At 54.6% G+C, this 14028-nt stretch carries 10 protein-coding genes and 1 pseudogene; 5 read left to right on the forward strand and 6 right to left on the reverse strand.

Features of this window, described 5'->3' with window-relative positions; all coding sequences use genetic code 11:
- Positions 1–47: 47 nt before the first annotated feature.
- Positions 48–497 carry a CPBP family intramembrane glutamic endopeptidase gene (locus tag AC5EFR_RS22665; RefSeq protein ID WP_493577967.1) on the reverse strand — a complete coding sequence of 150 codons (450 nt, stop codon included), beginning with the start codon at positions 495–497 and terminating at the stop codon, positions 48–50.
- A 528-nt stretch (positions 498–1025) separates the two neighbouring features.
- A complete protein-coding gene (locus AC5EFR_RS22670; protein ID WP_493577968.1) occupies positions 1026–1562 on the reverse strand; it encodes a TetR/AcrR family transcriptional regulator in 537 nt (178 codons plus the stop codon).
- A 551-nt stretch (positions 1563–2113) separates the two neighbouring features.
- On the opposite strand from AC5EFR_RS22670, the gene AC5EFR_RS22675 reads away from it, so the two are divergent.
- Together AC5EFR_RS22675 and AC5EFR_RS22680 are read left to right on the forward strand one after the other, a co-directional pair.
- Positions 2114–2470, forward strand: coding sequence for a hypothetical protein (locus AC5EFR_RS22675; RefSeq protein WP_493577969.1), 357 nt, complete (start codon positions 2114–2116; stop codon positions 2468–2470).
- Between the two features lie 64 nt (positions 2471–2534).
- On the forward strand, positions 2535–4166 hold the full coding sequence (locus AC5EFR_RS22680; RefSeq protein WP_493577970.1) for a CHAT domain-containing protein: 1632 nt from the start codon (positions 2535–2537) through the stop codon (positions 4164–4166).
- Positions 4167–4181: 15 nt separating this feature from the next.
- Here the strand turns inward: AC5EFR_RS22680 and AC5EFR_RS22685 are convergent, their stop codons facing one another.
- The 4 genes from AC5EFR_RS22685 to AC5EFR_RS22700 form a co-directional block, all read right to left on the reverse strand.
- The gene (locus AC5EFR_RS22685) at positions 4182–6674 is read right to left on the reverse strand and encodes a hypothetical protein (protein WP_493577971.1); all 2493 of its coding nucleotides are present in this window, start codon (positions 6672–6674) and stop codon (positions 4182–4184) included.
- Positions 6675–7147: 473 nt separating this feature from the next.
- Positions 7148–8620 (reverse strand): patatin-like phospholipase family protein, encoded by a 1473-nt coding sequence (locus AC5EFR_RS22690; RefSeq protein WP_493577972.1) that lies wholly within the window; start codon positions 8618–8620, stop codon positions 7148–7150.
- 19 nt (positions 8621–8639) lie between these two features.
- Positions 8640–9977, reverse strand: coding sequence for a sensor histidine kinase (locus AC5EFR_RS22695; protein WP_493577973.1), 1338 nt, complete (start codon positions 9975–9977; stop codon positions 8640–8642).
- Entirely contained in the window at positions 9967–10698 is a 732-nt protein-coding gene (locus AC5EFR_RS22700) for a response regulator transcription factor (protein WP_493577974.1), read from the reverse strand. Before AC5EFR_RS22700 ends, AC5EFR_RS22695 begins: the two co-directional genes overlap by 11 nt.
- 159 nt (positions 10699–10857) lie before the next feature.
- Between AC5EFR_RS22700 and AC5EFR_RS22705 the strand changes: the two genes are divergently transcribed.
- From AC5EFR_RS22705 to AC5EFR_RS22715, 3 genes and pseudogenes are all read left to right on the forward strand, one after another.
- Complete coding sequence (locus AC5EFR_RS22705; protein WP_493577975.1) at positions 10858–11484, forward strand: hypothetical protein; 627 nt, start codon at positions 10858–10860, stop codon at positions 11482–11484.
- Positions 11485–11497: 13 nt separating this feature from the next.
- Positions 11498–13606 carry a caspase family protein gene (locus AC5EFR_RS22710; RefSeq protein WP_493577976.1) on the forward strand — a complete coding sequence of 703 codons (2109 nt, stop codon included), beginning with the start codon at positions 11498–11500 and terminating at the stop codon, positions 13604–13606.
- Positions 13607–13658: 52 nt separating this feature from the next.
- Positions 13659–14028, forward strand: a pseudogene (locus tag AC5EFR_RS22715) (hypothetical protein); the annotation flags it as partial.

The following is a 14028-nucleotide window of genomic DNA, read 5'->3' on the forward strand; positions in this document are numbered from 1 at the left end:
AAAAGCGAATGGCAGAAGCAGCACCAAAAAGAGCCTCAGGAGTTGCCTCATTGCTTGTGTCCTTGTGCGCCGGGAATAATCTCTTTCACTGCATTGCCACGATGCAGCATAGTTTCGCGTTTCCACCACACGACGACGCTTGTGACCGCCAGCAGTATCCAAGTGTCGTAGGGCTGTGCATCCGCCCAGAAGGGCAGGATCAGCTGCCAATGGAACAACATTGGCCACAGAAGACTACCACGAGAGGCATTGAACAGAGGCGTCACAAGAACGGCCAAGGTGATGTTGCCAACGAGAAACGGAAAGAAGTTCCATCCGGCGAAAACCGTCCCAGCCAAGAAAATCGCCGGAAGATGCCATATTCCCCAGATCGTGCCGATCACCATCCCAGCCCAGTGCGGTGCCATATGCCGTTGCAGGATGGGTTGCGCCACCCCGCGCCAGCCGAATTCCTCGATAGGTCCGAGGAAGAGCATCATCAGGGAAACGGCGACCATCGCTGTGACGCCCTCTGGCGGCAACGGAGCAAATAGCGCCCCCCCCTTTTATCAGAGACCCAATCGTAAAGACCGCGGGTATCACAAGCAGGATGAAAAGGGCCCAAGGCAACGACCCTCGCCACAGGAAAAGGCGGGACAAGAACGTTTTGAGCCCCTGCACGCCGCCGAAGAACACGACAACCGCAAAGGCCGACATCGCTGGTGCCCATGTGGCGAGAAAAAAGAATGGATGTGATCCGCTGATGGTGCCGAAGCTCGCAGTGGCCCAGTTCGGCGCGACAATGTAGCAACCGACGAGACCCCAGGTAATTGCGAAGGTCAGTCCCAAAAAACCGAATATCGCGCGGGAAGGTATCTCAAGTGCGTGACTTGGTGCAGTTAAATCCGTCATAGAAATTTCCTCTAGCTAAGCGATTCAACAAGGCAACTTGGGTCCGAAATCCCCCTAGTTTGTATACGGAGCACGCCAAATCATGTTGCAGGACCAGAGGTGGGTGCTCCTGATAGGTTTCGCTGCTCGTGCTTCTATTCCGCGACCCGAATGGGGTTCATGAAGTCAAAGCTACCCGGCGCAGCACCGAGCGCTTTTTCAATAATTCCCTGCATCACAAGGCGACGCGACCGCAGCTCGGCCTCGGAGAATCTGAAGAGGCCGCCGTCGGTTAAAAACTGGGCACCGGCGAAAAGAAACTGGATGGTCTCAAGCGGCTTCTCGACGTTGAATGTGCCGTCACCGTTGCCCTGTTCGACAATCCGGGCCAAAATCGGCGAAAGCTTCAGAACGGTTTGAATATTGGTCAGTTCATGTAGCTCGCGGTTCTCCGGGAGATGGAGCATCTCGGCGACCTCGAGGCTGTCATCATCGCCGATATGGCTATTGCCAAGAAGCGCTTCCATCTTTTGAATCGCTGTAAGAGCGTCATCATCGGCAACGGTTTCAGCAAGGCCGACAATCGTAAGGAGCGTCTTGTCAACGATGGCCCGAAGGATGTCGGGCTTTGACTTGAAGTAGTAGTAAAACGTTCCCTTCGCGACCCCTATCTCGCGAATAATCCTCTCCACCTAGCAATTTGCATAGCCATGCTTTCGAAACAGCCGTTCGGCTGTGTCAACGATCTCCACGCGCCGTTCCTCACGGGTTTTGACGATCCGAGCCACTGCGATTCTCCTTTCGCAACCCTCTATTGACTGACCGTCAGTCAATAGAAGCGTTTGTAACTATAGTCTCAAACCAGTCTTGTGACGAGTTGGGGGCGAACCACTTCAGGGACGGAGGATCACCATATCCCTGAGGCCATTCGAGGGCGCTAGAACAAGAGAGAGTTACGGTCAGTGAGCGCGAGGCGTTTCGCGGGACTTAGGAAAGATTGTGGCAAAACGCGTAATTTGAACCTCCGTCAGTCAGAAACGATCAAGACATGCCCCACTCTGTTTTGAGCAATGGATCACGACACGGGACGGGAGAGGACGGATATCAGCGGGCCCTCCGTCCAAGACATCAATCAAATTGAATGACAATTGCAGTTAGAAAAGCCATTTGGCATCAAAAAATGTTGTTCCGCAAAAAAACACCGCCTACGCTTTCTCGGCAATCTCATTTTGGAGTAAAGCTCATGAAAACTTTTTTTATCGCCGGTATTTTGGCTCTTTCAACCGTTGTTTCGGTTCAAGCTGAGGAGGCTGATCTGACACCGGAGGCCATGGCTCAGATTACGATGTCAGAGCAATTGATGGCCTTGGGACAAGCGCGCGGTGAGCCCGTTTTGATCCTTGCTGCGGTTCGTTTACGCGCGACACTTGATGGCCCGTCCGCCGCCCCTGGCACCGCATTCACAACCCAAGAAGACATGATTGCCGCCGCTTTGAAACTTGCCGAAGGTGACGATGCATTGACCGGAATTATCGAAGATGTTGCGGCTGAAAGCTCGCGCCGGATGTGCATTTATGCGCGCAATGGCGCATGTTATTGAATATCTCAACCAAGGTCGTTGCGGCCTATTCTTCACCCGCAACGGCCTGATGTGAGGCTTTGAGATGCCTTTCAAACCCTTTCTAATCGGTGCGGCATGTGTGGCCCTGTTTCATGCGCCTTTACACGCTCAAAACAGCGGTGACGACACCCAGATGGGTGAACGCGCCTTTGAAGGGGCGCAATGGATCATGGCCACAAAAGCCTCGCGCGCGGTGGCGCAAATGGGAGCCCGCGCCGCCAAAGGCGATGGGCTTCTGGCAAGGCTCATTCGCGAGAGGCAACAAATCGAAGCGGATTTGACAAAAGCCAGATCTTTGTACGCAGGTCAGGCATCGGGCCTTGAAGCAAAGGACGCGCGAGCAAGGCTTCAGGACGCTGAAGATGCCTTGGTGAGACTGGATGACGAAATTCGTGATCGGTTTCCAAACTACGCCGAATTTTCAAACCCCACACCTCTGAATTACCAAGAGTTAAGGGACCAGCTCGCCCCAAACGAAGGCCTGGTCCTGTTCCTCAGCGCTCCTTTTGCCACCTACGTTTGGGCTGTGTCCGATCAGGGGCAATCATGGCACCGGGCAGATATGTCGGCGACACAACTTGGTGATCGCATCCGGCATGTGCGTCGTGATCTTGACCCGACAGACTTGGCACGGGCGGCAGTTCCTCTGTCTGCACCAAAACCCCCTGTCAGACCGCGTTTTGATTTCACCACGGCACATGCACTTTTTTCCGATTTGATCGCCCCGGTTTTGCCCGCATTGGACGGTGTCGATCATTTGTATGTCGTCAAAGACGGGGCGCTGTCAGGTTTGCCTTTGGCGGTTCTCTTGACGGAGGTTCCGACCGAAACAACCACAGTTGCCAATGCCCCGTGGTTGATCCGACGGTTCGCTTTGACGACGTTGCCGGGGGTTTCGAGCCTTCCGAGTATTCGAGCCGCGGCAACCATGACGGCGGATACGCCTGAGCTGTCCGGTTTTGTGGGATTTGGAAACCCGGATTTTGACGGAACTCCGGTTCAATCTGGCCCCTCCTCCCGTGCGATGGGGACATTTTTTGATGCAGACGGCACGTTGACCGATGCGGTGCGCGGCTTGGCACCTCTGCCGGGGACCGCCCGAGAGCTGCGCGATATTTCCGACCTATTTCCGCCGGGCAAAGCCACCGTTTTTACCGGGCCAAAGGCAACAGAAACCAGTGTAAAAACGGCCTCTCTTGAGACGACCAAGATTATTTCCTTTGCCACACATGGGCTTATCACCGGGGATTTAGCAGGCTTGGCGGAACCTGCTTTGGCCTTTACTCCGCCGCACATTGGCTCAGACCGCGATGATGGTTTGCTTACCGCCTCTGAGGCCGCAGAGCTGAAGTTGAACGCCGATTGGGTGATTTTGTCGGCCTGCAATACAGCAGCAGGGGATGGCACGCCGGGGGCCGAGGGATTATCCGGCTTGGCGCGGGCGTTTTTGTTTGCCGGCGCGCGGTCAATATTGGTGTCGCATTGGCCCGTGCGCGATGATGTCACCGCCACTTTGACCAAAGAGACTTTGGCGCGCCTTCAGAATGACCCTGACCTTGGGAAATCGCAAGCCTTGCGCCTGTCTATGTTGGATTTGATCTCCCAGCCCGACACTTCCGGTCTGGCGCATCCTTCGGCCTGGGCCCCATTTGTGGTGGTTGGCGACGGGGATTGAGCCGCCAGCCACCCCTCAATACCGCGATACAACCAACATTTTGTCCGGCGGTGTTCCTGTCACTGCGGCCCAAGCGATATCGACAAACAAGAGGTAACGCCAGCGATCCCGCTCTAACAATTGGAGCGTGCCTTCGCTGGCCCCTTCAAACGACAGCGTAGCCGCGATATGAGCCGCACGATCCATCAGGTCAAAGGCAACGGAGGTCTCACCGGCCCGAGCAAAGGTAAACGCCATCTGCCAGAGAACTTGTGCATCTTCGTATGTTCCGCTCTGTTCGGCCCCCTGCGCAACCCAAGCCATGTCGCGCATCCACGCGGCCGCCCCTTGGTAATTGCCGCTGTCGCGAAACTCATACACCGGTCTGATCTGGCTCATCGCCCCAGAAAACCCGGATGTGGTTTCGTTGAAATGGGCAAGCACATGGGCGGGGACCTGTGCATTTAAATCGGGCCATTGCGCGGGCCAATTCGGCAAGGTTCCCAGTGCTTGCAAATGCGTTGCGGTCTGTGTGTCCCCCATCGCGGTGCGGTAGTGGGCTTCTTGCAGGGCCATGGCGCGCAGCTTTGGATCGCGCATATAGACCTTTGGGGTATCATACTGATAGGATTTGATATTTCCGCTCGAAACCTGCAATTCATACCTATGACGAAAAGCGCGGTAAATATCGGCGGCGCGCGCATGATTGCCCCTGCGAAACTCAACACGGGCACGGATGTCGTCCTTGTCTTGTCGTCCGTCTATCAGCGTCAGCAAAGTCGCGTCAAAACTGGTATCCAGCAAATCCAACGCCAGATCATCACCCAGGCTTTGCTGGGCTCTGTCCCAGTCTCGCGAGTCCAAAAGGCGCGCGACCGCAGTCTGATACAGAACCTCGGCGCGTGGATGTCCAAGCCGAGACGCGGCACGGGCCCGTTTAGCAAAAAATTGGGCGCTCAATGCGGTTTCCGCCAAAACACGACGCGCCCTTGTTTCGGCCCGATCGCCAATTTCAAGGGCTTGTTGATAGTTCCCGGCAACCAAAAGGTCATCCATTGTGCTATTGGCGCGATCTACCAAATCAGCAATTGCCAGTCCTTGCACTTGCTCCGCGAATTCAAAACCGGTGACGCTGTCACGGGCGCTATCAAGCGGTAAGTCCGCATTGCGGGTCGAGCCGTAACTATACAAATCAGCGAGTTTCAGTAAATCACCGGGAAAGACATCTCGAAAGAAGTGGTCTGCCGCAGTTTGGGTCATGCCTGCGATCCTATGCGGATAAACCGTTTTGGGGAGGTGATAGTACCGGGTCGCCACAGACTCTACGATATCGACGCGGCAAACAGTTTGCAGACAGGGTTGGACCGCTGCCTTGGCCTTGGTCGCGATATCCGAGTTCCCCGCAAGAACAGCGCCCGCCCATTGATCCATCAAAATGGCGTGGAGCTGCGCATCTGAAAACCCTTGCCTACGCGCATCGGCAATAATTGTATTTAACAGGCCGAGAGCGCGATCCATATCGCCATCCTGCAGAACAAGTCGGGCTTTGATAGCCTTAGCAAAAATCACGTCTTGGGGCCGGTCAGAAGCCAAATACAGATCATGCAAAATCGGCCAGCGCCCGATGATCACAGACCGCCAAAGGGATTTGCCAATGTAAGCGACGTCGCGCCCAAGCAACGCCTCTGGCGAAAGGTCGCCGTCTTTCGTCATCAAACCGGAAATTTCAGACGCGACGCTGGCGCTGTTCATCAAAAACGCCGACATGCCATGTGCGTTCAACATTCGGTCGGCAATCAAACGAATGCGTCTTTTGTCACTGACTGATAATTCCTGTGGGGTTTTGGCCGCGTCAATCGCCCAAGCCAAATCGCGAGACCACGCCCCCGTTATAAAATCCGCCTCTTGCGCAATATCGGCCTTCAAAGCCGCTGGTGAAACCACAAGCATATCCGCACCGGCAAGGGCCGTTTGACGCATCACATCCGCATCATACTCCGCATAGGGCCGCTTGAGCGCCTTGGGATTTGGGCCAAGCCAATCGAACACAAAATCCGTCGGGCAACGCGGCTGGCCGCAGGCCTGTGCCCGGATCAAATATCCTTGGGCCATGTCGGTATCCCCATCACGCCATGCCAATATCGCGGCATCTGCCAATAGCGAGACCATTTGATCCTCGGTCCCGCCAATTGCAGCAAACTGTGTGATCAGGTCTTCGATTTGAAACCGGGCAGCCTTGGTGTCGCCAGCAAGCCAGCGGATCCGGGCTTCGATCACTCGAGCAATGATTTCATCGCCTCCCGTTCCGGAGTCGCGCAATAAAGCAACCGGGTAAGCCAAATGATAGTACAACATCCCCGCGGTCAGGGCGCTGTCTGATTTCGGGTCATAGGCGGCCCCCATTTGATCAAGATCTTGCAATGTCACAGGCTTGCTGCCGCCATGCAAATGCTCGGCAAAACTACGCCCCAACAGGTTTTGCGACGCGGTAAAGCCGCGTCCAGGATCAGAAATCAAAGACTGAAACACGCTAAGCTGATCCTGCGCTATTGAAACGGAGGGCAAAAGCAACCATGCGGCAACAAAAACAGCTTGGCACAAGCGGATCAATTTATGGCCCTCCTTGAAGCGACAGGCAGGTATTGGAACGCCACCACAACCACGCCTAGTGCAAGCGTTTCCAACCAAAACACCTTGATCGAATACCATGTTAAAATCAAAGCGGTGGCAACGGTGCTTGTGATCGCGTCAGACCCCAGATGCGCAACATATGTTTTCGTAAAAAAAAGCAGCCAAAACGCAAAATGCGCTCCAACAGCGGCAGGAAGAACAAAGCGGAGCACGCTGACAATGGTCTTGGGCCGGCGCGAAAATAGGGTCAGTTGGCGCATCAAAAGGCCTCTTGTTCTATTAAATACTGACCTAGCTTAGCCAAACGCGCGCCGGCGGGGCAAATGAACAAAGCTGTCATAAAGGGACGCAGCCCTAATATTTTCGACAGGTCAATTGCGAATGGGAGAGATCCGTGTTGGCCTGATCTCTGTCGCCCCGTCAGCGGCCAAAACAGGGTCCGCCAGACCGGCGGCACGGATTAAACCGTTGAATTCCGGGTTCATGCGCGTTGCTATGCGCCCCGCTTCGATCGCCATATCCACCTGATCGACCTTTAGCCTGAGACGCGTTGGGATCGTGTTTAGTTCGACTTGCATTTCGTCGGGCAATTCATCGAATGAGGCGACGCCAACAAACAGTTTCACATCCTTACAATCCCAGCCCTCAAGCGTGCCGCGAAGTTGTTGAACTCGTGCTTTGGGGAGTTCGCACCGATATTCTATTACGTCGGCGTGCCAGTCTTCGAGCGTTAAGCGCATGGCATCATAGGCCGTGCGGGTTGCGGATTGCATGGCGCTTTGAACAATCGCTTTTGCCAATCCGACACCGCCGGGACCTCTGGGGTGATTGGCCCACGCCGGGTCTTTTTCGACCCCGGCATTGGCAACCAAAAACAAGAAGTTGCGCATTCGAACGGCCTGCTCTTCGGTAAGCGGTCCGTATTGGCTTTGCGATTTGGCCCGTGCTACGGCCAAGGCGACCGTACCGAAATTATCGGTAATGCCACCATCTAAAAGCTTGATATATTTAACATCCTCTGCATTTGCATAGCTTTCCAACACCTGGCCATGCGCTTTCATTGTTGCGGTCGCCTCTGGGTTATAGCGGGCGGCGGTCAACCAATCTGGCTCTTGGTAATTGCAGTCCTTGGAATGCGTTTTGAGGACAATCGGGCTAAACACCAATGGGAAGGCCGCCGACGCCGACACAGCTTCGGAAAGTGGAAGCGCGGACAGATCGCTACAGAGCGCATCAAACGTTTCAGGAGAGAACAAAAAGCTGGTTTCACTGGCGACATCTGCGGCGTTGATCCATGTTAGAATGTCGGATCGTTTCGCCAGATCACCAAATGTGGCATTGTGAAATAGGGTCTCATCAAGATAGCGGCCAAAGGTTTTCCTGCCATTGGCACCCCCTGATACCCCCCGGACGAGGGTCAGCGGATTGTACACCTTGTTGGACATATATTTTTCGGCATTGGTCACAAGGTACCGCTCCCGGTAGCCTTGCACGCCCTTCGGGCCGGTCAGCCCAAAATGCGCGGCGGTAACGGAGCCGCCCGACACACCGGTCACCAGCCGAACATGTGGCAAAAGCCCGTGAGGATTTTGTCGAGTTTGGCCAACGTCCTGTAGGGCCTCTAGCATCCCATGCGCAAAGGCCGATGCCCGCATGCCGCCGCCCGAAAATGCCAAACCGATAAACAGATCATCCTGCGGAAGATCACGCCCGCCGATCCGAACAATCGGTTGGTTCTGCCCCTCTGGCATTGGGGCGTTGATCGGGGTGTTGGTCACGGCGCAACCTGCGATAAACAGGAGGGCAAAAGCGAGGATTTTCACAGGCTTAAAGTGCAATTTCACGAACATTCCCCTGGAAAAATCAAGGTCTGTGCGCGAGTGTAGGCCAATGAATTTGAATCTCAAAACCTTTTTCGGTATCGGGTATGGTCAGCTTGGCCCCGTGGCGCAAGGCAATGGCCTGCACCAAGGCCATACCCAAACCATGACCGACAGCATCGGGTTCTGCCCGCGAAAAGCGGTCAAAGATTTGATCTGAAAACCCGTCGGGCAGGCCGGGGCCTGTGTCGGAAATTTTCAAGCAATGACGGTGCGGCAAAGCAAGCAACGACACTAAAATTGCCGTGCCCTTTGGGCAGAATTTAATAGCGTTTTCGATCAGGTTGGATAGCAACTGCGCCACAAGATTTCGATCACCCAAAATTATCAAATCTTGAGCAATATCAGCGTCCAGAGTCATACCGTGTTCTTGGGCCAATGGGGTATAAAGCTCGGTCAAATCAACGCAGAGAAGTGACAAGTCCAATGGCACAAGATCAAGGGTTTCGCCTCGTCCGGCTTCCGCCTTGGCGATCTGCAAAAGACTATCAAAAATTTGAATAGTGCGGCGCAGCTCTGCGAGTGCAGCATGGGTGTTGTCATCTTGCTGATCAAGCTGTTCAAGGTGGTTGCGAATGCGCGTGAGCGGTGTGCGCAATTCATGAGCGATTGTATCGCTGAGATGGTGGGTTGACCGTGTCAACGCTTCGATCTTGTCAAGCATCTGGTGGATATGCCGCTCAAGGAGGGCGTATTCGTCCTTGGCCTGCTGCGGCTCCAGCCTCGCGGAAAGGTCGCCGGTGGCGACGCGGTCAGCCAAGGTATTGATGCGTTTGATCCGTTTCAAAACAGCCGCATTGGCAATCATTGCCGCCGCACCTGAAACCGCCAATACCAGCAGAAAGACCACCATAAATCGGCGTTTTATTTCGGCGAGAACGGCCTCTAGATCAGCGGAACTGCGTGCCACCAATAGTGGAAAATTGCCGCGTAAAACCCTGACCACACCCAAATAACTGCGCCCTTGGTAGGTGAATTTTTGCATTGGCCCGGTCTCACTTTCCGCGGGCATTTCGACCATTTTCCGCCAGTCCCCAACATTTCCAGCCAGTTCCCCTTTCTCCCGATCATGCAACGACAACAAAACGTCTTTTTCTACGTCGTGCGACAGTCGAAATTCGATCGCTTGGCGCACCGCTATTATTCTGCGTTGATCATAAAGTGCGGCAAACCCTTTGAGGTCCGAGATCACCAACCGTTCCAACCGGTCATTCAAAACCTGATTGACCGTCACATATTGAACCGCAAATCCAACCAGTTGCACACCTAAAATGGCGGCAGCAAAAACCGCGATGATCCGACGTGTCGTGCTAGAGCGCATTATTGCGCCTCGCGCCCAACGGCTCTGGATTGCGGGCGAACAAATAGCCTTGTCCGCGTTGGGTATGTAACACCGGGTATGGCATTGCCGCATCCAATTTGCGACGCAAACGGCCAACATGAACATCGACAACATTGGTTTGGGGATCAAAATGCAGATTCCAAACCGCCTCAAGCAACTGCGACCGCGTTAGAATATTCCCGTGGTTTTTGGCAAAGTAGCACAGCAGGTCAAACTCGCGCGGGCTAAGCGCCACATGTTGATCCCCAACATGAACCTGACGCGCTTTGAGACGAATTTGCAGTGTTCCAAACGTCAAAATATCTGTCTCAACGGCCTGCCCGATTTTGCGGCGCAATAGGGCGCGAACCCGTGCTAGTAGCTCGGCAGCTTCGTAAGGTTTCGCCAAATAGTCATCGGCACCGCGTTCCAACCCTAGGGTGCGATCGGATGGCAACCCCAATGCGCTTAACATCAAAATCATCGCCGAACTGCCCGCTGCTTGGATTTGTGAAATGGCATCGACTCCGTCGCCCCCCGGTAACATCCGGTCAAGAATGATCACATCAAACGTGTTGTCTTTGGCCATCAGAACACCTGCCTCCCAGGTGTCTTGGAGAAAGGTTTCCCACCCTTCTCCTCGTAAAATCTGTGCTAGTTTGGTGGCCGTTTCCGTATCATCTTCGACAATTAAAATACGGGCAGGGTTTGAATGGGGCATGCTTGGGATCAATCGTTGCGTCGGTTCAAAACGTCATTCTGATAACACGAACTGGCACCGCGCTTGCATGAAAAATCCCGTCACAAATGACCGTCGCCTTGCTAAAATCGCGAAGCTGTCTCAGATTGATAGGCAATTCATTTTGAAAAGGAGCTTGCAATGAACCGTTTTGGTGTTCTCTTTTTGGGTGCTCTTCTTGGTCTGTCTTCTGCGACGAGTGCAGAGCAACCGATGCTCAAACGCATCCAAACCTCCTATGCACTTTTTGAATTGGGGGTCGCTGAACAAGACCCGTTGTATATTCTAGCAGCGGCGCAATTGCGTAAATCTATTCCGCTCTCCAAAGGGACCATCGCCCCAGAGGGCGGAACGGCTGAGGCCGCCAATCCAGCTCTGGACGCTGAGGTCATGCTGGCTGCCGCCGCGCCACTTATTCAAGGGGACCCGGCCCTTGAAGGGGTGGCGGAAGATATCAGGGCATATCGAACCAAAGGCGTCAAAAGTGGTCCGGTCTACTCCATCGTGCAAATCAAGGGCAAAGGCCGAGACACCTATCCCGATCTCACGTTTGCCGGCGGGCAATATGCCGAAATCTATGTGGAGGGGGCTTCTGGCATGGATTTGAACCTATTGGTCCACGACGCAAAAAAGCGGCTGGTTTGCTCTGATACAGACATCAGCGCCGTTGCCTATTGCGGTTGGCACCCCAAACAAAGTGATCGTTACTCAATAACTGTTGTCAACGAAGCGGCACGCAGTGGACGCTATTCCATGATGAGCAATTGAGGAAATTTTGACCATGCGTCCTTTGTCTTTTCTGGCGCGATTGACCGCGCTTGCTCTCGCAGCCGCCCCCCCTGTTTTCGCGGGTGAAAACCACGCGTTGCTGATTGGGGCGTCAACCTACCCAAATCTGGATGAAAGGTTTTGGTTGGTTGGTCCGGCCAATGACGTTGATCTGGTACGCACCTATTTGACGTTGAATGAAAATGTGCCCTTTGACCCCGCAAACATCACGGTCCTTGCTGACGGAGTCGCAGGAGGAGAAGACCCGACCCTTGCAAATATTCGCGCCGAAATGGCCGCGCTTGCCACGCGATTGCAGCCGGGTGACTTTGTCTATCTGCATTTCTCCGGGCACGGTACACAGGCCCCGGCCAATGTTCCGGCAACTGAATTGGACGGCTTGGATGAACTTTTTCTGCCAACAGACATTGGGCTGTGGAGCGACACGGTTGGCACCGTCAAAAACGCGCTGATAGACGATGAGATTGGCACCATGATCGCCGGTCTTAGGGCGACCGGAGCCACAGTTTGGGCAGTGTTTGACAGTTGTCATTCTGGCACGGTGACCCGTGCGGCCTCGGCGGGCGATGATGTGCGCTTGCGCAAACTATCCCCGGAAGCGCTCGGCGTGCCTATCGCCGCGATTGAGGAGGCAATGGCAGGCACATTGACGAGATCGCTAAACCCACGCGCGCAAGACGAAGCGCCCGTGGAAACCAGCGCAAACACTGCCCCATCGCAGGGATCATTCATCGCGTTTTATGCGGCGCAATCCAATGAATCGACACCCGAAAAACGCCTGCCACGCGGCAAACCCGGCCGTCGGTCGCAAGGGGTGTTCACCTTTACTTTGTTCGAAACACTGGCCTCAAATCCGGGGATTTCCTATCGGCAGCTGGGGCACGAGATCTTGCGCAAATACGCGACCGAGGGGCGTGCCCGCTCGACCCCCATGTTTGTTGGCGATCTTGACCTGCCGGTGTTCGCAAATGGCGACGCCCAAGCGGTTTTTCAGTGGCCAATTTCGATCGCGAGTGATGGCACGCTAACCTTGCCTGCCGGTCGTCTCCATGGGTTGGACATCGGCGAACCCTTGGCTGTTTTGGCCAGTCCGGCGGACCCGGTTTCCGCGTCGTTGGGGGCGGCTGTCGTCGAAGGGCTCGACAACTTTAGTGCAAAACTGCGCCTTAGGACGGGTGATGTCGCCCCTGTCACGCTAAAGGATGGGGTGCCCAAAGGGGCTTATGCTCGACGCTTAGATAAGTCGGTAGATTTTGCCACAACAATCGCCTTGCCCGCCTTGGAAAACGGTCAGTTTTCGACGATAAAACAGGCGTTAGATTATGGCAAACAACATGGGTATCTGTCGGATCGGATCACCTTTTTGCCCGCGGGAAGTCCTGCGGATTTGCACCTTATCCACGGTAGAGACACGGACCACATCATCGTATCCCGTGGAGACGATTTCACTGAGTCCAGCGATCTGGTCCGAAGCCCTGAAGTCCGCGTTTCGGGCAAATCGGCCGAGCAGTTGGCACTCGATTTGGGTGACACCTTTACCCAGATGTTAAAGGTTCAAAACTTGCTCAGGCTTGGCGCAGGCTTGCCGTCAAGTTCGTTGGACGTGGACGTGATCTTGCAAAGCCGCGTTTCGGGGCAACCTGAACTAGATACCCTACCCCTCGTTCCAATCCCGCGTTTGGTTCCCGGCGACGAAGTGCATGTTATGGCGGAAAATAGGGAAATCACCCCGGTTGATATCAACGTTTTGTATATCGGCAGCGATTATTCAATAACTCATATGTTCAAAGGCAGACTGCAACCCGGCGACAGACTTGCCCAAGGATTGCTACGCATTACCGACGATGCGTTCGGCCGAGATCGGATGATCTTAATTTTGACACCTGCTGCGGAACACACTGCGGTTGAAGACTTTGGTTTCTTGGCACAAAACGAATTACCTACGCTGCGCTCCACTCAAAGCTCCTCATTGTCGCAGGTTTTGGCCGAGGCTGGATTTGGGTCAACATTGCGCGCCGCTGTACCACTCGGAACACCGCCAAAAGGCGCGAAACACCCTGCCATGTTACAGTTCGATTTAGACACACGGCCGCTTAAATAACACGAGGTTCTATCCCCACCCCCACGCATTCTGTATGCCGCCTCGGGCACGCTATGTGCAAGAATTGCCCCACCTGAGCCTTGGTCGCTACGGCACAGAAAAGCTGAAACAGATCGGCTTTGATGTCGGACACCACGGCGTTGGCAAGTTGGTGCGCAAGAACGGCCTTTCCGTTGTCAGCCCCCGCAAACACAAAGTGACGATCAGTGCCGGGCAGGCGATTGCAAGGCAATCTGCCGAGATAGGACAGTGACCACAAATTCAACATTGCCACAAACCTGTTGGACCGGGGCTTCGCAGCGAAGACGCTGCACCAGAAATCGGCCAGCGACATCAGCGATGTTTTTGTGCTCGTGAAGGCTGGTTGACCCACTCTGCAATCCTAAATCTGCATTCTCGGCGGGTGATCGGCTGGCCGGTAG

The organism is Pelagimonas sp. (genome assembly GCF_058892305.1).